This window comes from Oligosphaera ethanolica, assembly GCF_030814695.1.
Taxonomy (GTDB): domain Bacteria; phylum Verrucomicrobiota; class Lentisphaeria; order Oligosphaerales; family Oligosphaeraceae; genus Oligosphaera; species Oligosphaera ethanolica.
In genome coordinates, this window is sequence record NZ_JAUSVL010000001.1 from 3,490,011 (window position 1) to 3,512,242 (window position 22,232).

At 61.1% G+C, this 22,232-nt stretch carries 17 protein-coding genes; 4 read left to right on the plus strand and 13 right to left on the minus strand.

Translation table 11 applies throughout. From position 1 onward, the window contains the following. The first annotated feature begins 143 nt into the window (after nt 1–143). Nucleotides 144–764: an MT-A70 family methyltransferase gene (locus tag J3R75_RS12040; RefSeq protein WP_307261855.1), complete on the plus strand. Its 621-nt coding sequence runs from the start codon at nt 144–146 to the stop codon at nt 762–764. 1,188 nt (nt 765–1,952) lie between these two features. Here J3R75_RS12040 and J3R75_RS12045 read toward each other — a convergent pair. The 6 genes from J3R75_RS12045 to lysS form a co-directional block, all read right to left on the minus strand. Beyond that, the gene (locus tag J3R75_RS12045; protein ID WP_307261857.1) at nt 1,953–3,965 is read right to left on the minus strand and encodes a DUF6785 family protein; all 2,013 of its coding nucleotides are present in this window, start codon (nt 3,963–3,965) and stop codon (nt 1,953–1,955) included. Nucleotides 3,966–4,080: 115 nt separating this feature from the next. Further along, entirely contained in the window at nt 4,081–5,337 is a 1,257-nt protein-coding gene (locus J3R75_RS12050) for a hypothetical protein (protein WP_307261859.1), read from the minus strand. Beyond that, nucleotides 5,325–7,868 carry a transglutaminase-like domain-containing protein gene (locus J3R75_RS12055; protein ID WP_307261861.1) on the minus strand — a complete coding sequence of 848 codons (2,544 nt, stop codon included), beginning with the start codon at nt 7,866–7,868 and terminating at the stop codon, nt 5,325–5,327. Before J3R75_RS12055 ends, J3R75_RS12050 begins: the two co-directional genes overlap by 13 nt. Before the next feature lie 18 nt (nt 7,869–7,886). Beyond that, nucleotides 7,887–9,122: a DUF58 domain-containing protein gene (locus J3R75_RS12060; protein WP_307265528.1), complete on the minus strand. Its 1,236-nt coding sequence runs from the start codon at nt 9,120–9,122 to the stop codon at nt 7,887–7,889. 108 nt (nt 9,123–9,230) lie between these two features. Continuing rightward, on the minus strand, nt 9,231–10,553 hold the full coding sequence (locus J3R75_RS12065) for an AAA family ATPase (protein WP_307261863.1): 1,323 nt from the start codon (nt 10,551–10,553) through the stop codon (nt 9,231–9,233). 72 nt (nt 10,554–10,625) lie between these two features. After that, entirely contained in the window at nt 10,626–12,134 is a 1,509-nt protein-coding gene (gene lysS, locus J3R75_RS12070) for a lysine--tRNA ligase (protein WP_307261865.1), read from the minus strand. A gap of 391 nt (nt 12,135–12,525) precedes the next feature. Between lysS and J3R75_RS12075 the strand changes: the two genes are divergently transcribed. Further along, a complete protein-coding gene (locus J3R75_RS12075; RefSeq protein ID WP_307261866.1) occupies nt 12,526–13,842 on the plus strand; it encodes an aminotransferase class I/II-fold pyridoxal phosphate-dependent enzyme in 1,317 nt (438 codons plus the stop codon). Nucleotides 13,843–13,868: 26 nt separating this feature from the next. Beyond that, nucleotides 13,869–14,549: a uracil-DNA glycosylase gene (locus J3R75_RS12080; protein ID WP_307261867.1), complete on the plus strand. Its 681-nt coding sequence runs from the start codon at nt 13,869–13,871 to the stop codon at nt 14,547–14,549. Nucleotides 14,550–14,558: 9 nt separating this feature from the next. On the opposite strand, the gene J3R75_RS12085 is transcribed toward J3R75_RS12080, so the two are convergent. Beyond that, on the minus strand, nt 14,559–15,335 hold the full coding sequence (locus J3R75_RS12085) for a CPBP family intramembrane glutamic endopeptidase (protein WP_307261869.1): 777 nt from the start codon (nt 15,333–15,335) through the stop codon (nt 14,559–14,561). A gap of 135 nt (nt 15,336–15,470) precedes the next feature. Here J3R75_RS12085 and J3R75_RS12090 point away from each other — a divergent pair, with 135 nt between their 5' ends. Beyond that, on the plus strand, nt 15,471–16,247 hold the full coding sequence (locus J3R75_RS12090) for a M55 family metallopeptidase (RefSeq protein ID WP_307261871.1): 777 nt from the start codon (nt 15,471–15,473) through the stop codon (nt 16,245–16,247). A 91-nt stretch (nt 16,248–16,338) separates the two neighbouring features. Here J3R75_RS12090 and J3R75_RS12095 read toward each other — a convergent pair whose 3' ends face one another. The 6 genes from J3R75_RS12095 to dnaB all read right to left on the minus strand — a co-directional run bounded on the left by J3R75_RS12095 (nt 16,339) and on the right by dnaB (nt 22,140). Further along, the gene (locus J3R75_RS12095) at nt 16,339–17,025 is read right to left on the minus strand and encodes a prepilin-type N-terminal cleavage/methylation domain-containing protein (RefSeq protein ID WP_307261873.1); all 687 of its coding nucleotides are present in this window, start codon (nt 17,023–17,025) and stop codon (nt 16,339–16,341) included. A gap of 77 nt (nt 17,026–17,102) precedes the next feature. Continuing rightward, nucleotides 17,103–17,858, minus strand: a complete 756-nt coding sequence (locus J3R75_RS12100; protein ID WP_307261875.1) for a DUF1559 family PulG-like putative transporter — start codon at nt 17,856–17,858, stop codon at nt 17,103–17,105. 413 nt (nt 17,859–18,271) lie between these two features. After that, nucleotides 18,272–18,991 carry a DUF1559 family PulG-like putative transporter gene (locus J3R75_RS12105; protein WP_307261877.1) on the minus strand — a complete coding sequence of 240 codons (720 nt, stop codon included), beginning with the start codon at nt 18,989–18,991 and terminating at the stop codon, nt 18,272–18,274. 90 nt (nt 18,992–19,081) lie between these two features. Next, complete coding sequence (locus J3R75_RS12110; RefSeq protein WP_307261878.1) at nt 19,082–19,774, minus strand: DUF1559 family PulG-like putative transporter; 693 nt, start codon at nt 19,772–19,774, stop codon at nt 19,082–19,084. A gap of 71 nt (nt 19,775–19,845) precedes the next feature. Continuing rightward, nucleotides 19,846–20,514, minus strand: coding sequence for a DUF1559 family PulG-like putative transporter (locus J3R75_RS12115; RefSeq protein ID WP_307261880.1), 669 nt, complete (start codon nt 20,512–20,514; stop codon nt 19,846–19,848). Between the two features lie 207 nt (nt 20,515–20,721). Further along, complete coding sequence (gene dnaB / locus J3R75_RS12120) at nt 20,722–22,140, minus strand: replicative DNA helicase (protein ID WP_307261882.1); 1,419 nt, start codon at nt 22,138–22,140, stop codon at nt 20,722–20,724. Nucleotides 22,141–22,232 lie beyond the last annotated feature (92 nt).

Consider the following 22,232-nt stretch of genomic DNA (forward strand, 5'->3'; position numbering starts at 1 on the left):
TCCATGACTGACCGTATACGCCGCAAGGGCCGGGTGATGTCATGGTCGGGCTTTCATGCGGGCATTGTTGGCGGTATGGTATGGCTGCGCGTCGCAGTTCGTATGATTCCGCGGAACAACTCCAAACCGAGGAGGCCCGGGCGATGACACTCTTTGACGACTTTCTGGCTTTTGCCACCAAGCGCGAGTTCACGACCATCGTGGCCAATCCGCCCTGGGTGGTATCGGGCAAGACCGGCATTGCCGAGGACCGGGAATACAGCCGTTTGCGTTATCCCGGCGTGCGTCTGGAAGAGCTGCTGTGTCTGCCGGTGTTCACGGCCGCAGCCGAGAATGCCCATCTGTATCTCTGGGCGCCGTCGTGGCTGTTGGTCGAAGGCCTGCAGGTCATGGAACGCTGGGGTTTCCAGTATAAGACCGCGCTGTTGTGGGAGAAAGTGCGCAGTGACGGCGCCACCGACGGCAGCTGCACCGGCTACTACTTCCGCAATGCGACCGAAATCCTGCTGTTCGGCGTGCGCGGGACCCTGCGCACGCTGTCGCCTGCACGCCGACAGATCAACGTGCTGCGGGCGCCAAAACTCTCGCAGAACCGCAAGCCCGATGATGCCTACGCGCTCATTGAGCGTTGCAGCCCCGGGTCATACCTGGAACTCTTCAGCGCCGCCGCACGCGATGGCTGGGCATGCTGGTGTAACCAGGCCGACGACGGCGCCGATCAGCCCACGCGACTCCGCCGTAAACAGCTCACGCTGGAGCTGTGAGGAACGTGGGACGGTGGTTGGGGGGGGAGTGCGCCTGCAACCTGTGGCCAAAAAGCATGAGGGGGTTCCATTGCCTCTTTGGCTCCAGTCAGCTTCGCCGACTGAAGCCAAAGAGGCTGAGGAACACGGACCAATATGGCGCGCTACCCAGGGCGGCGCGCGCCTTCGGCGCCGCTTGCCCTGGGCTGGTATGTTTCGCGCTTTCAGCGCTTCTGCCGCTTCGCGGCAATGAAATGCCAGATTGGCCAAGTTCGGCCCGGAGGGCCGTGCCACGCATAATCCAGGGCGGCGCGCGCTTTCAGCGCTGCTTGCCCTGGGCTATTATAGATCGCGCCTTCAGCGCTTCTGCCGCTTCGCGGCAATGAAATGCCAGATTGGCCAAGTTCGGCCCGGAGGGCCGTGCCACGCATAATCCATGGCGGCGCGCGCTTTCAGCGCTGCTTGCCCTGGGCTATTATAGATCGCGCCTTCAGCGCTTCTGCCGCTTCGCGGCAATGAAATGCCAGATTGGCCAAGTTCGGCCCGGAGGGCCGTCTGGAGTTTGGCAAAACTCGACATTGCGCCGTAGGCGCTTAACCATGCTTAACCCCAGGCTTTAGCCTGGGGAAATGGCTCCCTCCCGGAATCAGTGCCTCGTAGAGGCACTACTTTGCCTGACTTTCGCCAAGGACTCTGAAAAATGTTCTTTTTGATCAACCGACTGCGCCAGCAGTAGCAACTGGCAGTATAGTCGGAACATCATCTTGGAACATCAAAAAAACGGCTTGCTATCAGCCATTTTCTCTCTCTCCCCATGAACGAAAACTGCAGCGATAGGCAACGTGGACGCCAAAACTGTAGTGCCTCTACGAGGCACTGTCTTTTGATGGTTGTCCCCCCAGGCTGAGGCCTGGGGTTAAGCATAGTAGTGCGCCTACGGCGCACCAAAGCCAAGCCAGTTTTTCTCCATTCCGGCTCCAAACCGACCAGAGCCGGCCGGCTTTCCCGCGCCGCAAAATGCCAAACTCCAGGCGGGCTAAAAGCCTGCAGCACGGCCGGGAAACGGGCATGCGATGCTTCGGGGAATGGTGTCATGCGATGCTTCGGGCTAAAAGCCCGCAGCACAATCGGGAAACACGCGTGGGGTGGGACGTAAGGGGCTTCGGGCTAAAAGCCCATACGTGGTGTGGCTAGATCCTGGGTTGTTGTTCAGAGCGTTTTGCCGGTGATGAAGTAGTAGATGGTGCCGACGACCATGGGTACGAATTGTGCGGCGAGGGTGCCGGCGATGAGGCCAATCATCATGGGTTTGCAGCGCTGGTACATTTTGCCGCCGCCGTATTTGGTGATCAGGAATTTGAGTAGGAAGCCGATGCCGAAGGAGAAGGACATGCGCATGCCCTGATGGCCACCGAAGAAGACGAAGATGACGGGGTGCAATGGCCACCACGGGTATTTGAGGCGTCCGAAAGCAACGGCGAAGGTAATGAGGGCGGTGACGACGAAGGCGGCGAGGTGTTTTGGGCTTGGCGACATGGCGGCGAGGCGTTCGAAGCCCGTGCGGTTGGCGGCGATTTCTTCCAAGCCCTGGGCTTTGAGTTTGATGACGGCTTCGACGGCGTTGGCGAAGGGGTAGATGGATGATGACCGTGGCCAGCCATAGAGTTGGGCGCCGCGGTCGTACTGCCAGTAAATGGTCGATGGCACGGAGATGACGATGGCCAGGACCATGACGACTAGTCCCCATTTGACGGTTTTATTGAGCTGGATTTGGTGGCCATCGGCGAGTTTCATGGCTTGGTTGAAGAAAGGCATGATGCACCATCCCGGTGCGGCCAGGAGCACGGTGGAGACCAGGAACATGATGACCAGATTCTGCGGGCCGAGGGCGCCGGCGCCGAGGAAACCCCAGAGGATGACGCAGGGGTACACGTAGGTGCCGATTTCGAAGGCGCCGGTCTCGGCGAGCACGCGGCTGACGACGGCGAAGACCATGATGGCGATGAAGGTGTAAATGACACCGATGGACCAGTGCAGGCCGACGAGATGCAGCTGGAGGATGAAGAGAATGGTGCCTGCCAGAAAGAGGCGCATGCCGACGATAGCGAAATCGGGTATGGCCTCCCGGCTGCGGATGCCGACACTACGCTTGAGGGTGTTCCAGTAGAACTGCCGGCCGGTGTAGAGGATGATCATGAGAATGGCGAAATAGCCGCCGGCAAAGATGAAGGGCTCCAGCGCCATGGACATCATTTTGCTGGAGCGCACTTCGATGCCGTAGGTGGCGAGGATGCCGGCGATGACGCAGTACAGCCAGGGCCCGAACCACATGGACAGGGACGCTTCTGACGGCAGGAAGTAGGCCAGGCCGATGACAGTCATGATCAGCTGTGGTGAGAAGAGCATGCCGCCCTTGCCGTGGATGACGGTTGGGAAGAGCTTGATGGCGGGGGTGAAGTTAAGCCAGAATTTGACCGGTATGAGCTCATTGGGGAACCAGCGACACAGGTAGTTGTTGAAGAGCAGGAGGAAGGAAAAGAGGAAGCCGATAAGGAAGAGGCGGTTGCGGAAAATGGTTGAGAGCCGGCCCTGTGCGTCAGGTAGCAGCGAAGAGGCGAACTGGACAATGGGGTAGGGCAGTTGTTCGTGGTCGCACCACTGTCGGTGGAAGACGGCGGCCAGGCCGACGACGGCGACGAGAAAGCAGAGGACCATCGGGCCCCAGAAGAGGAAGGTGCGGGTCCAGACGTCCCAGGGGATATCACGGAAGAAATTGATATGGACATCGCCTTCGCCGAGCCCGGTGACGAAGCCGTTGAGGCCGACGTCGCCATTGGGGCCGGAGACATCGCAGAGCATCTGTTTGGGGGCGAGGGCGACGATGTCGTGGCTGCGCCAACTGGGTGTGGTGCGCAGGTCGTGGTGGGGGAACATGACGGTCGGCGAGAACATCTGGCCCAGGCTCCAGCCGGGAATGCCGCAGGCGATGAGGAAGAGCGCGAGGACGGCGGCGACTTCGCGGCCGTTGAGGGCCAGGCTCGTGCGCAGGCGGCGCAGCAGCGGGTTGATGAGCAGCACGTAGACGACCAGGCCGCCGTAGGCAACCGTTGGCAGCAGGGAGGATATCATCGCCCCGGGGCGGATGACGGCGTCATTGAAGTAGCACCATGCGCTCATGATGGCGGCGCTGACGATGCCGATGATCAGGCTGCGGACTGACAATGTGACCCCCTTTTGTCCATCTTTGGAATGGGTGTTGGTTGGCTGGCTGGGCCGTGACGATAAAGCCGTGGGTGTGAAAATTGGCGACGCGGCGTTTTGGGGCGCGCGGTGTGGTTTATTCCTGATAGAAGGCATTGAGCATCATGAGCATGGCGTGGACTTGGTGCTGAACGATATCAATGCGGACGACGCTGGAATCTCGGGAGCTGGTGATGCCGCCGAAGGCTTTTGGCGGCACGCGTTCGAGGGTGGACAGGTACGGGTTGTGTTGCATGAGCGGTCCGCCGTATTGCCAGCTGATGAGATTGGCCATGATGTCCTCGCAGTTGCGACGGATGCTGGTCATGGCGCTTTGGTCGTTGAGGGCTTTGGCGCAGTGCCAGGCGGCGATGAGGCCTTCGATGGCATAGCTGGTATTGCCCTGGCGCGACGCGAGCTGGTTCTCGTGCAGGAGCCACCAGGACAGGGCGATGGCGCTATGCCGGGCGAGGTCGGCGTGGGGTTCCCAGCCGGCCTGCTGGTATTCATTGCAGGCCATGCAGCCCCACTGGTAGAAGCCCTTGCTCAATTCGCGGTCGCCGCCGGGTTGCCAGCAGTCGAGCGTGTAGCGCTTGATGAGCTTGGGCAGGGCGTCGTTGATGCGGGGGATGAGCTCGGTCTTGCCCAGATAACGCGCGGCCTTGCAGTAAGCCAGGAGGCATTCGCCGTCATAGTAGGCGCTGGCGACGGGCTCGCGGTAGCCGGAAGGGACGTCGTAGACGCGCGCCCAGGAACCGTCGGCCATCTCCATGCTGCGCAGGTAGTGCAGGTGGATGTCCAGCTGCAGACGGAAACGCTTGAGGACGTCTTCCGGGAGAAATTTTTCTTGGCCGGTAATGAAGTCGATGATACTGAGGCAGTAGAGTGCGACCATCCCGGTTGAGATGGTTTCGTCCTCGCCGTATACGGTTGCGGCTTCGCCGCTGGGCAGTGCTCGGGTTTGTTTGGCGAAGAAGTCGAGGCCGAGGATGACTGCTCGTCGGGTTGGTTCATTGAAGCGGTCACGATTAAGGCAAGCCAGTCCCCACAGGGCGCCAGCTTGGCGGACGGCGTTGTCGTCTTCGAAGACATCGCCGGTGCTGATATCGAGCGCGTAGGTGAAGTTCCCCTCGGTCTTTTGTTGATTGAGGTAGTAAGTTCTGGCGGCCTCAATGCTCTGGGTGACGATTTGTTTTGAGATTGGCGGTGGCTTCTGCAGGTCCAGCCAGGTTTGTTCGCTGCAGAATGGGCGGAGCTGTTCGATGAGGCTGGTGCTGGTTGTTGCCTGGTCATTGGCGTCGGCATTGCTGGCCAGCGTGACGGCCATGGCCAGAACGGCGATTATTTTGCGCATCGTGGTCTCCGGTTCTGTGCCGCGAGGCGGATGAACGGTTTGATTTTGAGTTGAAAGCGGGCGGTGGCGGCGAGGACCTGTTCGGCGTGTTGGGGGTCGGGTTGCCGCGGGCTGTACCAGGTTTGGGCGGCAGCGGCAGCGACGGTCAAGTAGTCTTCGCTGAGATTATCGGCGTACTGGCTGATAAAGTCCGCGCGTTCGATGAGATCGACGGTCGGGGGGTGGGGGAACTGCGCCAGCGCGAGCAGGCGGCAGAGGAGCTCCTGGCAGGAGCTGATGAGCATGGCCGGCGGCTGGGGCTGCTTTTGGAGTCGGCGCCACAGGCGGTAGCAGGTGAAGATGTGCCAGCAGCGTTGCAGTTGGCGACGGATGTTCCGGCGGGACGACCACAGCCAGTGCAGCAGCGTCAGGGCGAAGGCGATGAGGAAGTAGTCCGAGAGGGTGAGTTGTTTGCATTTGGCAAGAATACCCTGGATGGCTACGAGCAGGCGTTCCCAGCCATGGCGGACGCTCTCCTTGAGCCGTCCCAGCTGGTCTTTGGTCATGGAGGCGATCTTGGCCTTGAGCAAGGCGATGGCGGCGGCGGCGATCTGTCGCGCGTCAGGCTCGACCGTGTTGTTTTCCATGGCGGCCTTGGTGTAAATGGACTCGTAAAGCTGGTCGGCCTTTTGTGCGGAGGCGGACTTGGTTGCGCTGCCGCCGTTGTCCTGTTGGCTGCTGTTTTGTGCGCGTTTGGGCGGTTCGGGTGGGCGGAAGCTCAGTTCGGGGGGGATGGCGCCCCATTCTTCGCCGAAGGGGTCGAGGAGGGGCTTGAGCAGGCTCATGGTATTTTCCATACGCAGTTCGCCCGGGGGGACGCCGTCGTAGGTCAGCCAGCCGTATGGTTCGATGAAGATCTGTGCCCAGGCGTGGGCGTGGTATTCATAGACTTCGAAGTAATTGGAGAGCAGGTTGTACTTGCCGGGCGAGAAGCCGGTGACGAGGCGGGCGTGCAGGCCGGCGAGGCGGGCGAGGACCACCAGCGCCTGGGCGAAATGCTGGCAGTAGCCCTCGCGGCTTTCGAAGAGAAAGAAGTCGACGATTTCGTGGTCTGGCGGTATGGGTGCCGGCTCGAGGGTGTAGCGGAAGTTATTGCGCAGATAATCGCGGAGGGTGTTGGCCTTATCCATGGGCGTGACGGCGTTTTCGGTGAGGTCGAGGGCGAGCTGGCGCAGGCGGTCGGACACGAGCCGTCGCGGCAGGGCGCGGTAGTTCCAGCCGAAGTTATGGGCGGGTTCCAGCCATGGGCGCGGGTCGGGACGCAGGTCTGGCAGCGGTACGTAGGACTGCACGCGGTAGTGCCAGGGCGGCGCCATGACGTTCTTGCTCTTGAGCACGAGGCTGACGGCGTCCGGCCGGTGCAGCATGGCGGCGATGGGGTTGCTGGCGCTGTTGATGGACTGGTCGCGGTATGCGGCCTGTTGCAGGCGGTGCGCGTAGGGCAGGCGCAGCGATACGGGTTTTTCGATGGCGATGGACTGGACGACTTCGGCGCTTTGCCGCGGTTCGTAGTTGTCAGCGCCGCCGTTGCCGCTGAGGAGAATGCGCGACTGGGTCCATTTTTCGCCATTGTAAGTGTCGTATATCTGCATGACCCAGTAGAGTTTGGCGGGGGTGTAGGCGCGGAAGACCAGGTCGCTGCCGATGGTCGCGCCCTTGCCGTTGCCGTCGCGGGCGTCGAAGGAGCGCAGGTCGCTGTTTTTGAGTTCAGCGAGGGACTTCTTCTCGGTCGGGGTGGGTTTTTTGGTGCCGTCGACTTCTTCCTTGGCCTTTGGGCTGTCGCTGAGCATATGGCGGATGGGCGCGGACCAGCGGCCCCACAATTCCGGGAAAAGGAGGTCCTGTTCGGAATGGAAAGATACGGGAATGATACCGCGGCTGCGGATACGCTTATTCTGGGGGAGCTGGGTGAGGAAGATGAATGCGAGGAGGAAGACGAAGAGAAAATGGCCGAAACGATAGAACCAGTTGCCGACGTGGTTTGGCATGTGCGGGATGTGGTGTTTGTTGCCCAGGTGAGTGAGCATGAGCGTGCGGGTCTGATAAAGAATGAGAATGGCCATGCCGATGGTGGCCAGGAAGCTCGGCAGGAAGATCGGCCGGCCGGGGGTGAGGCCGCCGTAGCCCGCCATGACAATGCAGATCAGCGCCATCAGCGAGTGTTCCTGGAGGACGCCGCCGAGGAACAGCGCCGCAGTGATGATGGCGCCGGTTTCGACGAGGGCGATGTCCGCCGTGGTCTGGGGCAGGCGGAAGTAAATCCAGGCGAAAGCGAGGGCGCCGATGATCAGCTGACAGACCTGGCGCAACCAGCCGGGGAACCAGCGGAAGGGAATGCGCGAGAGCAGCAGCAGGGGCAGGCCGGCGGCAAGGATGGCCACGGTGAGCTTGACGTGGCCCTTCTGCCAAAGACCGCAGGTCATGCCGACCAAGAACATGGCCAGGTAACTGATTTGCAGAAACCAGGTCAATTCATGTTGCTTGTTTTCCATAGTGCGCTGCTTTATGCGTTAATTCGAGCTGCTGAAGGCCTGTTTGATGCCCAAGGCCGGCTGGAGAAAGGTGGGCGTGAGAATGCCGCTGGGGGCCGCCGCTGCGGCGTTGCTGTCGGCGGCGGCGCGGCGTGCGGGCTTGGACTGTTTGGCGCCGGCGGGCTCGAAGTCTTTTTTGCGGGCGGTGAACCAGCGCAGGTCCATGCCCTGTTCCTGGAGGCTTTCGAGGGTGCTGCGCAGGGGCAGGTTGTCGCTGAGGCTGAGGGCGAAGATGACAGTGTTGCGGGGCAGGGCGCGGGCCCATTCGTCGATAATGTGCTGGACTTGCTGTTTGCCGGGTTGGAGAGTGGCCAAATCGTACATGACCTCAGCCTTGACTTCGGCGGCGAGTTTGGGTGTGACGAGGAGCGGCTTGCTGCCGCCGGCGGCGAAGGCGAAAGTACAGTAGAGGTCGGAGCAGTAGTGGCAGATGCTGGCGGCCGCGCGGATAAGGTATTCGAGGTTCGACCAGTCGCCGCCGCTGACGGCAAGTTCCTGGGCGTCGAGAATGACGGCGACGGACATGACGGCGTTGCGTTCGAATTCCTTGACCATGAACTTGCCGTAGCGGGCGCTGCTGCGCCAGTGGATGTAGCGCATGCCATCGGTGTGGGTGTATTCGCGGACGCCGTAGAAATCCTGGCTGTTGCCGGCGGCGCTGAGGGGGGTGCCGGTGGCGGTATGGATGGCTTCGTTCTGGTGCAACAGCAGGTCCTGCAGCTGCTCGCTGGGGGGATAAACGACCAGCGCCGCCGGGAGTTTGAGGCGCCGCTCGCGGTAGAAGAGGCCGGCGGGATCGCCGCCACGGAGGATGATGTGGTTCAGCTTGAATTCGCCACGCTTTATCGCCAGGACTTTGCGGTCGAAGAGGCGGCTGCTCTTGGCCGCCATGGGCGGCAGGACGGCGTAGTGGCTCTTGTCGTTGGTGAAGGGCAGATTTTCGATGACAACGAGGGGCTGGCGGCGGCGCCAGCGGCTGTTTTCGATCTGCAGGGGCAGTGAGAGCATCTGGCCGACGCAGGCGTCGCTGGCGGGTGCGCGGCTGATGCGCAGGCCATGGAGGGAGAAGAGCGCGCAGCAGAAGCTGACCAGAGCCAGCGCCAGGGCAGCCCAGGCGAAGAGCAGGGCGAAGAGCGTGTGGTTGATCATGGCAACCAGCAGCCAGATCACGCCACCAATGCCGATCGCCCAGCCGCGTGGGGTTGGCCATATCATGTGCAGCACAGTGAATTCTCCTTAAAGGCCTGAAAGGGTGCCGGGGGGCCGGCCTTGGGCAGCGGCGGCGATGGTGCGCCGGGGCGTGGCCGTTGCCGGCGGCGGTGTTCAGGCATCGACGTCGTGTTGCAGGCCACGGGCATTTTCCCAGCGGGCCAGCGGCAGATTTTCGAGGATGGCTTCCAGAACGTGGGTAGCCGAGGGCCATTCCGAGCGCGCCTGGAGTTTGAGTGGCAGGCGGTGGGCGAGGACGGCGGCGGCCAGTTCGCGGACATCGCGGGGGAGGACGTGGTCGCGGCCGTTGATGGCGGCGAGGGTTTGGCTGGCCCGCATCAGCGCCAGGGACGCGCGGGGGCTGCAGCCGTAGCTGAAGGCCGGGTGTTTGCGGGTTTCGTCAACGATGGTGACGATGTAGTCGCGGACGGGTTCGGAGACGAACACCGAGCGGATGAGCGCCTGGCAGTGCAGGATGTCCGACCCTTCCGCGACATGGGAGATGGTATTGAGGGGGTTGATTTCGGCCTGGCTGGCGAGGATGTCCTTTTCGATGCCGGTTTCGGGGTAGCCCATTTGCAGGCGCATGATGAAGCGGTCGAGCTGTGCTTCGGGCAGCGGGTAGGTGCCGTGGAAATCGACGGGGTTCTGGGTGGCGATGACGAAGAAGGGCTTGCGCAGGATGTGGGCGCTGCCGTCAACGGTGACCATGGACTCGGCCATGCATTCGAGCAGGCTGGACTGCACCCGGGGCGTGCCGCGGTTGATTTCGTCGGCCAGAACGACGTTGGAAAAGATTGGGCCGGGCATGAAGACGAAGCGGCGGGTGCTTTCGTCATAGACGCTGACGCCGGTGACGTCGTTGGGAAGCATGTCGGGGGTGAACTGGATGCGTTTGAAGTCGGTGCGGATGGATTTGGCCAGGGCCTGGGCCAGCTTGGTTTTGCCGACGCCGGGGACGTCTTCGAGGAGGACGTGGCCATCGCTGATGAGGGCGATGAGCACTTTCATGATGACGTCGTCTTTGCCTTGGATGACCTGGGCCATGTTGGTTTTGATGGCCATGACCACGTCATTGACGAAGGCGAGTTTGCTGCTGCGCTGGTCCTGGCTGAGATCCAACTCGGTGTTGTCAGCGGCTTTGAGATCGGAGGCGGAATAGACCAGCAGCACTTCGTCAAGCTGGATATGGTCGAGATGCTTGAGTTGCACGGGGCTGGAGATGGGTTGGGCGTTGACGAAGGTGCCGTTGCGGCTATTCATGTCCTCCAGGGTGACCACGCCGTCCACATTCTGGATGCGGCAGTGCACGCGGGAAATGCCATTGTGGTCCAGGCGCAAGGCGACGTCGGGATTGCGGCCGATGAAGGACTCGCCCGGCGGGACGGTGAATTCGCCGGAGAGCTTGTAGCCTTCTTGGATAATGAGTTTTGGCATGGGGTGGTCCTGGTCTTCTGCTGATGGGATGGCCGCCGCCTGGTCGGCGGCGCATGGCGTTTTTGAGAACGGCTAAGCCTGCGGGCGCATTTGCGGGAAGAGGATGACATCGCGGATGGACGGCTCGCCGGTGAGGAGCATGACCAGCCGGTCGATGCCGAGGCCGAGGCCGCCGGTGGGGGGCATGCCGTGTTCGAGGGCGGTGAGGAAGTCTTCGTCAACGCGGTTGACTTCGCCTTCGATGTCGCCGCGGCCGATGAGCTGCTGGTCGAAGCGGGCGCGCTGTTCGATGGGGTCATTGAGCTCGGAGTAGCCGGGAGAGAGCTCCTGGCCGTTGATTTCGAGTTCATAGACATCGACCAGGTCGGGGTTGTCTTCGCAACGCTTGGCCAGGGGGACGAGATAGGCCGGCAGGCGGGTGACGAAGGTCGGCTGAATGAGCGTGCTTTCGATGGTCTTGTCGTAGACTTCGTGGGTGATTTCCAGCGCGTTCATGGCGTCGGGAATGGCCAGGCCGAGGGCGCGGGCTTTGTCCCGCATGGCGGAGGGGTCGAGGTCGAACCAATCCGCGCCCATTTTTTCGCGCACGAGATCGTGATAGGTGGCGATGCGCCAAGGACGGCTGAGATTGATGTCGACGCCGTCCTTGCGGGTGAAGGTGAGAGTGCCGAAGATGCTCGTGGCGACATGGCAGATCATGTCCTCAATGAGGGCCATCATGCCGCGGCAGTCGGAGTAGGCCTCGTAGAGTTCCAGGACGGTGAATTCGGGATTGTGGCGGCGGTCCATGCCCTCGTTGCGGAAGTTGCGGCCGATTTCGAAGACTTTTTCGTAGCCGCCGACGACAAGTCGCTTGAGGTACAGCTCGGTGGCGATGCGCAGGTACATGGTACAGTTCAAGGCGTTGTAGTAGGTCTTGAAAGGCCGGGCGGCGGCACCGCCGGCGAGGGGCTGCATCATGGGTGTTTCGACTTCCATGAAGCCGCGGCTGCTGAGGTAGTTGCGGATTTCCTGGACGATGCGGCTGCGCAGCTGGAAGCTGCGGCGGACCTCGTCGTTGCTGATCAGGTCGAGGTAACGCTGGCGGTAGCGCTGTTCCATGTCGGAGAGGCCGTGCCATTTTTCCGGCAGGGGGCGCAGGGCCTTGCTCAAAAGCTCGAAGGACTGCACGCGGAGGCTGGCTTCGCCCGTGCGGGTGACGAACATCTCGCCCTCGGCGCAGACGATGTCGCCGATGTCCAGGTCTTTGAATAGGTCGTAGGATTCGTCGCCGACGACATTTTTTTGGACGTAGAGCTGCATGAAGCCGTCTTGGTCCTTGATATTGGCGAAGAGGGACTTGCCCATGACGCGCTTGGCGGTGAGGCGGCCGGCGACTTTGGCGCTGAGGACGCCGCCTTCGGGCAGGGCGGCAAAGGCCGTTTTGACGCTCGGGCAGTCCTGCAGGCCGCTGACGGCGTGGCCGTAGGGGCTTTTGCCACCCTGGGCAATCTTTTCGGCTTTCTGGCGGCGGATGAGGAACATGTCTTCACGCGGGCTGTTGTCGGTCTCCTCCGGGCGAGTCATCTGATCTTCGGACATGGCTGGTTTTTCCTTGCGCAAATGGACGGGTGCGGCGCCGGCGCGGGCTCGCGTCGCGGGGTAGGTGAAAGCAATGACACAAAAGGCATAATGTAATGGCTGTCGGCCGTTACGCTAATAATCTGTTGGCAAAGAACGGTGGCCGCCGCTGGGCAGGGTGGGCAGGGTGGGCAGGGTGGACAAGGTGGACAGGGTGGACAAGGTGGACAAGGTGGACAAGGTGGACGTGGCAAGCATCCTGGGGGCGCCGGTATGGGAGTCTGGTCAGCTTTGACTGGGCTTGAAAAATCGTGAAAAAACGTTATCTTTTCCTCCCGGCCGTTGCGGAAGCTGCTGAAGGGCTTACCGCGCTGGAAGTGGCCGTAGCCCGCCCGTTTTTCTGGAGTGGAACATGAACCCATTGGCTCAAGAATTGAACCAAAAGATTGTCGCTGCGAATCCGCATGTTTTTGCGATGCTGTCCGACCTGGGCAAAGAGATATTTTTTCCGAGCAAAGGTATTTTGAGTCAGTCGGCTGAGGCGTCGAAACAGGCGAAGCGTTTCAATGCGACGATTGGCACGGCGATGTCCGATGGCCAGGCGATGTTTTTGCCGAGTTTGATGGAGCAGCTGCCGGGGATCAAGGCCAATGACGCGTTGCTGTACGCGCCGTCGCCGGGCTTGCCGGCGTTGCGTGCTTGCTGGCGTGAGAAGACGCTGCATGACAATCCGAGTCTGGTGGGCAAGGGCTTCAGTCTGCCGGTGGTGACCAACGGACTATCGCACGGCTTGTCGATTATAGCCGACATGTTCATCAATCCGGGCGACACCTTCATTTATCCTGACAAGAACTGGGACAACTACCACCTGAATTACATGGTTCGTTCGGGTGCAGTGGCCAAGCTATTCCCCTTCTTCAATGGCGGCGGCTTTAACGTCGCGGCGTTTCGGGCGGCGTTGCAAGAGCACAGCGCGGGGCAGGAGAAGGTGATTGTGCTGTTGAATTTTCCGAACAATCCCAGTGGCTATGCGCCGACGGAGGCCGAGGGCGCGGCGATAGCGGACGCGCTGGTGGAAACGGCCGAGCGCGGCGTGAATGTGGTAGCGATCATTGATGACGCCTACTACGGGCTGTTTTTTGAGGCTGATGTCATGCGTGAGTCACTGTTCACGAAACTCGCGGGGCGTCATCCGCGGCTGTTGGCGATCAAGGCCGATGCGGCGACCAAGGAAGTGTACGTGTGGGGCTTACGCGTGGGCTTCTTGAGTTTGTCGGTGGGTGGTGCTGAGGAGGGCAGCGTGCTATATGAGGCCCTGACGGCGAAGATCGGCGGGCTGATCCGCAGCGTGGTGAGCAACTGTTCGGCGCTGTCGCAGTTTTTGATTGTGCAGGCGCTACAGAATCCCCGTTTTTACGACGAGCGCGCGGCGAAGGTCGCGCTGATGCAGCGTCGGGCACTGAAGGTCAAGGCCGTGCTGGCCAACCCGCGTTATGCCGATGCCTGGGAGCCCTATCCCTTCAACAGCGGTTATTTCATGTGCCTGTGCATCAAGAAAGTCGATGCCGAAGTGCTGCGTAAGCATCTCCTGGAGAAATATGGCGTCGGGACGATATCGATTACGCCGACGGATCTGCGGGTGGCTTTCAGCTGCCTGGAAGAAGGCGACATCCAGGAAGTCTTCGACTTGATCTACCAGGCCTGGCAGGATCTGGCGGCGAAGTCCTGAGCGGGCCTAACGGAAGGCTGAGGACGATGACCGAGCTGCGTGCAGCCATACCGGCGGACTGGCGAGCGGCCTTGGCGCCGCGGGTGCCGGCAAGCCTGTGGGCGTCGCTGGGGGCCTTTCTCGACGACGAGTATGCTCGTGGCGTAGTCTACCCCCCCCGGGAGCAACTGTTCACGGCGTTGACGCTGACGTCTTTTGCCGCAGTGCGGGTGCTTTGGCTGGGGCAGGATCCCTATCACGAGGAAGGGCAGGCGTACGGCCTGGCCTTTTCCGTGCCGAACGAGATCAGCGCGCCGCCGTCTCTGCGCAATATCTTCAAAGAGTACGCCGATGATCTCGGTTTGTCGCTACCGACGACTCACCGGCTGGAGCCCTGGGCGCGGCAGGGGGTACTGTTACTCAACACGGTGCTGAGTGTGCGTGCCGGCCAGGCCGGATCGCATCAGGGGCGCGGCTGGGAACAGATCAGCGACGCGGTGATCGACGCGCTGGTGAATCGGCCTGAACCCGTGGTCTTCGTGCTGCTGGGGCGGCCGGCACAGCGCAAAAAGCAGCGTATTGACCTGAGCCGGCATGTGGTCATTGAGGCTGCGCACCCATCGCCGTTGTCGGCCTACCGGGGCTTTTTCGGCAGCAAGATCTTCAGCCGCGTGAACAGCGCTTTGGCGGGGCTTTCGCATGCTGCCATCGACTGGCGGTTGCCTTGAGCGGCGCGCTTAGCCGCCGGGTGCATAGGCGAATTTGAGCACGATCAGCAACAGCGAGATGAGATTGAAGACGCTGTGCAGCACGATGGCTTGCGCCAGGCCGCCCTCACTGTGCGCGCGCTGCAGAATGAGCCCGAGGATGAACAATGCCGGTGCGTACTGCGGCAGGCCGTGGAAAAGACTGAAGAAGAGGGCCGTCCACAAGCCGGCATGGCGTGGCGAGAAGTAGCGGACGCTGCGGAAGATCACTTGGCGGAAGAGCAGCTCTTCGCAGACGGGCGCGACGAGTACGACGCCCAGCGCGGCAATGATCCAGAAGGCCGCGCCGCAATCTTGGCGTGCGTACTGCGTCAAGGTCTGTTCTGGCATGGGCCAGCCGAAGTGCTCGCTGACGGCGATGACAGCCAAGTTGATCGCGACCAGCGCGGGATAGAGAACCAGCAGCTGGCTCAGCACGCGGCCGAGCATCGCCCTGGATAGAATAAGGCTGTCTGGCAATCCCAGAGCTGTCCACAAAGACTGGCCGCTGACCCTGGCGCGCAGGGTCAGTGCGGCGGCACCACCGGCCATGAGCTGGAAGGGCAGCAGGCCGAGCAGAAACCCTGGCAGGGGCGCGCTAATGATTGCGGGAAAGAAATGCTGCATGACGGCGACTAGCAATAGGCCCAGCATGGCAGCGCAGGCGGCCGCCATGCTCGCCAGCACGTAGGGCCGGTCGTCAGCCGATGGCGAGGCCTCTGGCGGCGCTGGCGTTGGCGATTGTTTTTCTGGAGTGGCGATGATCATGGTGTGTTGCTGTGGCGCTGTTGTTCGGACGGGCTACATTGAAACACGCGGCTGGTGGCCGGTGGTTCCGGCGCATACTATCGCCAGCAAAAGCCCGTGTGGCAACGATCAGCGTGGACATCAGGGAGAAAAAGCATGAAAGTGTACATTTTTGTGGATATGGAGGGCATTAGCGGGGTGACGGGGACGGACTTTGTCAACGCTGGCGGTCCGCATTACCAGACAGCGCGGCGCTACTACACCGAGGAGCTCAACGTCTGTGCGCGGGCATGCTTTGAAGCCGGTGCGGACGAGGTCATTGCCCGCGATGGTCACAGCAGTGGCAATCACATGCTGTGGGATCAGCTTGATCCGCGCATCCAGCTGGTGCAGGGCCAGACTGGCGCGGTGCGCATGTGGGGCCTTGATGGTTGCGATGCGCTGATTCTGCTGGGATATCACGCCATGGCCGGCACGCGCGGGGCTTTGCTCGAACACACCTATTCGTCGGCGTCCATCCAGAACATGTGGCTCAATGGCCGGCCGGTGGGCGAGCTGGGCATTGACGCCGGCGTCGCCGCCGACTTTGGCATTCCGACCATTCTGGTGACGGGCGATGATTTCGTCTGCCGCGAAGCCAGCGAGTGGATACCGGGCGTCTATACCTGCGAAGTCAAGAAGGCCTGCGGTTGCCAGGGCGCCATGCTGCTGCCACGGGCCGTCGCCCACGAGCGCTTGCGGAAAACGACCATTGAGGCCGTCAAGCATTACCAGGATATCGCGCCGTTGGTGGTCGAACACCCCGTGACCATCCGCAAGGAAGTCGTGGAACGCGGCAGTATCCCCAGCGATGTGGGGCGCAAAGACCTCCGGGTCATCAATGGCCGCACCTACGAAAAAACCGCCCCCACCGTGGAACAGGCGTTCTTTTGAACAGCGCGGTGCGGGAGCGGCCGAGGAGGAATGCTGGCCGCAAGCGGCCAGCCACAGGACGGCGGCCAGGCATGAGCCGGGGGCGGACGGATTAGTGTTCGCCCTCGCAGGACCAGGGGCAGTTGTCGCCATCGCAGACGGCTTGCAGCGGGTGGCTCCATTCGACATGGCCGTCGACATAGGCGTTGCTGCTGCCATTGTTATGCCTGAGTACTTCGTCGTTGGTCACGGCGCGAGTATAGGGCTCGTTGCCTGCCGCGCCCATTTCGTGAGCGCCGGTGAATTCCACAAAGAAGATGGCTCGGGATGGTTTTTTGACGTGGGTCTGTCGTTTTTGCCAGTGGCAGTTCGGTGCGCCGACATCATGATGAATGGCGGTGATCGCGTAGGAGCATGAAACATGGACTTCGCCGACGCCGGCATCTCCCAGCGCTTCGGTTCCCGCCAGGGGATCGCTGGAGTACTCGATGGCCGACGACGGGCAGTCGTAAACTTCTAGGTCGCCGATGTATTTGAGCAGGCCGGTGCGCCAGCTATAGCCGTCAGACCAAAGAAACTTTTCCGGAATTCGCGGTGAGATCAAGCCATTTTTGTTGTCATTGGCGTACATGATGGCGCCGAGCATGATTTGTTTCATGTTCGAGGTGCAGCTGATCTGCTGGGCCTTTTCCCGCGCTTTGCTCAAAGCCGGCAGTAGCATGGCCGCCAGGATGGCGATGATGGCGATGACGACCAGGAGCTCAATGAGGGTGAAAGACCGCTGCAAATGCCGTGCCATAGTGCTCTCCTTTAGTATCTTTGCCAACGAGTTGTGAAAGCTGGCATACTATAGCGCCGGCACGGCGAAAGCGGCCTTTATTTATTGTCCCAGTGATTTTTTTCGTGGCCGTATGCCCAGCCGGCGGGCACTGGTCCGTAGAATTCGCGCCAGTTGAGCCACTGGGCATGGCCGTCGAGGAAGACCGCGTTCATGCCGCCGTTATGGCGCGGCACGGAGCGGCGGAGGGAGTCGCCGGAGGTTTGGCTGAGGTAATAGGTGGCGCCGCCCGACCAGCCGGTAAGGAGCGATGGGCTGGTCCATTGCCAGTGGGCGGCCGAGGTGGTGGCCTCCCAGGTGGTGGGGTCGGCGTTGGCCGCCGTTTCCGCCGTAACGACCACGGCATCGGCGAAGCTCGACGTGTAGGACGGACTGGCGAAGGTGTTCAAGGCTAAATAAGCGTCTTTGGCTGTAGCCGAACCGGGCAGAGTCGTTTTGGTACAGCCGTAGCCGCGACCGTCGTTGCTGGTTTTCAAGATGTTGGCTGAGGGGCAGTACAGGACGCTTTTGTCGGACAGGTATTTGTTGCTGCCGATGAGCAGGCTGAACCAAAAGACCGAAGTTTGAGGCGGTGTCTCACCACTGCGAAGGTGGAGGCCGCAAGGGACCATGTCGTCATAATCGCCGGTGTAGAGCGTAAGTGCCAGGCCCAGCTGTTTGCAGTTTGACATGCAGGACGTTTGCCGGGCCTTCTCCCGTGCTTTGCTGAGGGCAGGTAGCAGCATGGCGGCGAGAATGGCGATGATAGCAATGACGACCAGGAGCTCAATCAAAGTGAAAGTCAGATGTTTCATGGCGCAGTCCTTCTTTGTTAATTCACAGACCCTAACTTCTCGCGAGCAAGAATTTCTAATATCTTGCCACTCAACAAGAAGAATATTGTTCTGGTTAATCGAAACAATAATAGACGTTTGTTTCAAAGACATGGACATTTGTTTCAATAACATGGGGGTCTATTGCAGGATAACGCATATTTGTTTCACTTTGTGAGTCCGTGCGCCAGGCTGTGACGGTGAAGCAGACGACTCAAAAAGAAGACGGCCCGGCGGGTGCTTCCCGTCGGGCCGTTGTGCGTGGGTGTTTGTGGAAAATGGCTTGTTGATCACTCAATCACGTGCTGACAAGCCGACTGTTTTTTACTCCGATTCCACAGGTAACGACTGGAAAAATTCGGGGCGGTGCCAAGGCTTGGCCGCATTGGGCGGCGTTATTTGTTGTCCCAGTGATTTTTTTCGTGGCCGTATGCCCAGCCGGCGGGTATTGGCCCATAGAATTCGCGCCAGTTGAGCCACTGGGCGTGGCCGTCGAGGAAGGCGGCGTTCATGCCGTTGTTATGGCGCGGTACGGCGCGGCGGCGGTAGTCTTCGGCGGTATCGGTGCTACTGAGGTAGCTGCCGGTGCCGGTGAGTGTCGTTGGGGTTATCCATTGCCAGTGGACGGCGGTGGTGGTGGGAATCCAGGTGGTGGGGTCGGTGTAGGTCTGGGTTTCGGGCGTGATGACCACCGCGTCGGCGAGGGTGGATGTGTAGGACGGGCTGGGGAAGGTGTTCAAGGCATAATACTGGGCATTGCCAAGGACCGTGAACGTGCAGCCGTAGCCGCGGCCACTATAGCTGGACTTGGAGATAGTGGCTGATGGACAGATGGCGGCTTTGGTGTCGGAGAGATAGCCGCCGCCGGTGATTAGGCTGAACCAGTAGGGCCGCGCGGTCGATGGCGACTGGTTATGGTAGCCGCAGGGGAGGCGGTCGTCGTAGTCGCCAGTGTACATCATGATCGCCAGGGACAGCTGTTTGCAGTTTGACAGACAGGACGCCTGCCGGGCCTTCTCGCGTGCTTTGCTTAGAGCTGGCAGGAGCATGGCGGCGAGAATGGCGATGATGGCGATGACGACCAGGAGCTCAATCAAGGTGAAGAAGCGTTTCATGATGTGTGTTTCCTTCTCAGTAGAACGCTGCACGTACGACATTTCTGACATCTGCCTGTCAATATGGTATGTGGTGTGCCGATCCTTGCGTCAATGTTTGCCGCCAACAGCCCACCAGCATTCGTTGCTGCTGCAGGGGATATTCACGCCTTTGTAGGAGCCGACGTGGCTGTCGCCGAAGGCGTAGTTGTCGGCGTTGCCGCCGTGCCGGTTGGCGTCGGCGGCGGCACTGCTGATGCCGCGGAAGTAGCCGGGGTCGTCAGATTCCCGGGCGATTTGGGTGCCGCCGTTGCTGACGCCATCGCCGAGCATAATGAATGACGACGGCTGGGCGATTTCGCCGAGGTTGGTGCGGTTGGTGCCGTGAGAAATGGGCCGCGGTGCATTCATGCCATTGCTCCAGTGGACGGTGCTGATGGCATAGGCACCCTTGGCGCTGAGTTCGCCATTGACGACCTCGCCGGCGAGGGGCTCGGTGGCGTAATTGATGGTCGAGCTCGGGCAGTTGAAGACCTTGAGATCGCCAACACTGCTGGCGAGCAGCGCCCGCCAGGAGTAGCCTGCGGGATAGCTGTAGCCGTAGGCGGGAACGAGCTTGCCGTCTTCGGCGTCGGCGTAGACGATCATGGCCATACCCAGCTGCTTGAGATTGCTTACGCAGGAGATTTGCCGGGCTTTTTCGCGGGCTTTGCTGAGGGCAGGTAGCAGCATGGCGGCCAGGATGGCGATGATGGCGATGACGACTAGGAGCTCGATCAGGGTGAAAAGGCCTGCTTTGCGCATGATTTTCCTCCGGTTATTTAGGCGGCCGGTGCTTCCCAGCGGCTGCTGCGGCAGACTGCTTGCGCGGTCGGTTAGTTATGGATGACGCGCATATATTTGTCGTAAGGACTCTGAATGTAATAGAAGGATTTGGTGGCTTGTGAGGTGACGTGGCCATCAATCCAGCCGACATTGCAGAGGCCGTTGTGCAGACCACGCGGGCGGCCATTCCAAGCGGCGTCGCCGGATTCGGGGTTTTCGCTGGCGTCATTGGCGGGCAGTGCGGCCATGTATGTGGAATTGTTGGTGAGCTGCTGGTCCCAGCCCGGGCTGCCGGTGGTGGGGTTGACCTTGCGGACATCGCTGAAGATGACGGATTCGCTGGGGCGGTTGAACTGGCCGAGGGCCTTGTTGCCGGCGTAAACGGCGTAGCCGTAGGTGACCGTGCCTGGTTTTTGGGCCGAAGAAGGGCAGGTGAGGGTTTTGAGATCGCCAATGTGGTCTTTGAGGGTGTAGGTGAAGATGATGCGGTGAATGCCGTCGGCGAGTTTGTAATAACGCACGGGCAGCATGTCATCGTGTTCCTGGGTGTAGATGGCCAGGGCCAGGCCGATCTGCTTACAGTTGCTGGCGCAGGAAATCTGCCTGGCTTTTTCGCGGGCTTTGCTTAGCGCCGGGAGGAGCATGGCGGCCAGAATGGCGATGATGGCGATGACGACCAGGAGCTCGATCAGCGTGAAGCGAAGTGTCTTGACCCACATGGTGTCCTCCTTGGCTATACGTTGGTTAGTAAAAGAAGCCGTAAAATGACTGCCGAGGGCCATTATAACCCCCGGCTTGAAAAAAAACAAGGCCGGCGTGAAAATCACGACGGTCGGGGCGGCGGGATGGAATGCTGGCCGCAAGCGGCCAGCCACGGGACGGCGGCCAGCCACGGGACGGCGGCACCGTTCTGAGGTGTTGGGTTACTACTGATCGGGGATATCGGCTTCGCTGATGCGCGATTTATTTTCGAAGCGGGTGAAGCGTGGGAAGAAGAGCAGCTCCTGGGTGCCGGTGGAGCCGTTACGGTTTTTAGCGATGATGAGTTCGGCGTCGAGTCCGGCGCCGTCGTCTTCTTTCTGGCTGAGTTGTTTTTCGCGTTCGCGGTGGAGGATAGCGACGACGTCGGCGTCCTGCTCGATGGCGCCGGATTCGCGCAGGTGGCTGAGTTTGGGTTTTTCGCCTTGTTCGGCCTGGCGGTTGAGCTGGGCAAGGACGACGACGGGCACGCTGAGTTCCTTAGCCATGGCCTTGAGGGCGCCGGAGATTTGCGACACTTCGTTTTCGCGGCTGGCGTTGCGGTTGGTATGGGCGCGGACGAGCTGGAGGTAGTCGATGAAGATGGCTTTGACGCCGTGTTTGTTGCTCATGCGGCGGGCCTTGGCGCGCAGTTCGAGGATGTCGATGGCGCCGGTGTCGTCGATGACGATATTGGCTTTGCGGAGCATATCGCAGGCGCGGAGGGTGTCCATCCAGCCGGAATTGGAGAGGGTCTTGTTGCGGAATTCGCTAAGGCTGACGCGAGCGGTGCTGCAGATGAGTCGCAGGACCAGTTGCTGGGCGGGCATTTCCAGGCTGAAGAAGCCGATGGGCACGGGCTTGGCGCCCATAGCGATATTGGCGGCGATATTCAGGGCCAGGGCGGTCTTGCCGATGGAGGGGCGAGCGGCGAGGACGAAGAGATCGCCGGGGCGCAGGCCGCTGATCATGCGGTCGACTTCATAGCCGGTGGAGAGGCCGAGCACGTCGGGATTGCCGTCGATGAGTTTTTCCAGGTAGGTCACGGCGTCTTCGACGAGGGGTTGGATGGTCAGCAGGTCTTTGCTTTCGTTCATGCCGCTGACTTCGAAGATGCGCTGTTCGATGCCGTCGAGGAGCTGATGGACGTCCTCATCGCAGTCATAGCAGTGGATAATGGTGTCGGTGCAGGTGCTGATGATGCGGCGCAGGACGGCGTTCTGGCGGACGATGTCGAGGTAGTGGTCGATATTGGCGGCGGTGGGGACGCTGTCCATGAGCTGGACGATGTAGGAGCGCCCGCCGACCTCTTCGAGGCGGCCGCTGCGTTCGAGGTGGTCGGCCAGAATCACCGGGTCCATGCTGGCGTTGCCTTTGTCGGCGCTTAGCGCGAGCATGGCGTCAAAGATGATCTGGTGGGCCGGGCGGTAGAAGGCGCCTTCAAATTTGAGGCTAGAGAAGGCCGCCGTCGCCGCGTCCGGCGAGATCATCATGGCGCCGAGGACGGCGATTTCAGCCTCGGGGTTGTGGGGTTTGGGGCGGTCGAGATTGAGGAGGGACACCGTCGTGGCGGGCGTCGTCGCGTGGTCGTTGCTGGGGCTGGGCATGGTCGGCTACTCTCTTGCGGAAGGATATGACGGTGGTGGCGCGCGGCGCGGCTGCGCGCGGGGGGCAATGATGACAATCTACCCCGCTATTG

Excerpts from the sequence above, each read along its gene's own strand:
- lysS (WP_307261865.1), bottom strand. The coding sequence starts at position 12,134 with ATGTCCGAAGATCAGATGACTCGCCCGGAGGAGACCGACAACAGCCCG.
- J3R75_RS12095 (WP_307261873.1), bottom strand. The coding sequence starts at position 17,025 with ATGGCACGGCATTTGCAGCGGTCTTTCACCCTCATTGAGCTCCTGGTC.
- J3R75_RS12105 (WP_307261877.1), bottom strand. The coding sequence starts at position 18,991 with ATGAAACGCTTCTTCACCTTGATTGAGCTCCTGGTCGTCATCGCCATC.
- J3R75_RS12040 (WP_307261855.1), top strand. The coding sequence starts at position 144 with ATGACACTCTTTGACGACTTTCTGGCTTTTGCCACCAAGCGCGAGTTC.
- J3R75_RS12060 (WP_307265528.1), bottom strand. The coding sequence starts at position 9,122 with ATGATATGGCCAACCCCACGCGGCTGGGCGATCGGCATTGGTGGCGTG.
- dnaB (WP_307261882.1), bottom strand. The coding sequence starts at position 22,140 with ATGCCCAGCCCCAGCAACGACCACGCGACGACGCCCGCCACGACGGTG.
- J3R75_RS12115 (WP_307261880.1), bottom strand. The coding sequence starts at position 20,514 with ATGTGGGTCAAGACACTTCGCTTCACGCTGATCGAGCTCCTGGTCGTC.
- J3R75_RS12080 (WP_307261867.1), top strand. The coding sequence starts at position 13,869 with ATGACCGAGCTGCGTGCAGCCATACCGGCGGACTGGCGAGCGGCCTTG.
- J3R75_RS12110 (WP_307261878.1), bottom strand. The coding sequence starts at position 19,774 with ATGCGCAAAGCAGGCCTTTTCACCCTGATCGAGCTCCTAGTCGTCATC.
- J3R75_RS12055 (WP_307261861.1), bottom strand. The coding sequence starts at position 7,868 with ATGGAAAACAAGCAACATGAATTGACCTGGTTTCTGCAAATCAGTTAC.
- J3R75_RS12075 (WP_307261866.1), top strand. The coding sequence starts at position 12,526 with ATGAACCCATTGGCTCAAGAATTGAACCAAAAGATTGTCGCTGCGAAT.
- J3R75_RS12050 (WP_307261859.1), bottom strand. The coding sequence starts at position 5,337 with ATGCGCAAAATAATCGCCGTTCTGGCCATGGCCGTCACGCTGGCCAGC.
- J3R75_RS12090 (WP_307261871.1), top strand. The coding sequence starts at position 15,471 with ATGAAAGTGTACATTTTTGTGGATATGGAGGGCATTAGCGGGGTGACG.
- J3R75_RS12100 (WP_307261875.1), bottom strand. The coding sequence starts at position 17,858 with ATGAAACATCTGACTTTCACTTTGATTGAGCTCCTGGTCGTCATTGCT.
- J3R75_RS12065 (WP_307261863.1), bottom strand. The coding sequence starts at position 10,553 with ATGCCAAAACTCATTATCCAAGAAGGCTACAAGCTCTCCGGCGAATTC.
- J3R75_RS12085 (WP_307261869.1), bottom strand. The coding sequence starts at position 15,335 with ATGATCATCGCCACTCCAGAAAAACAATCGCCAACGCCAGCGCCGCCA.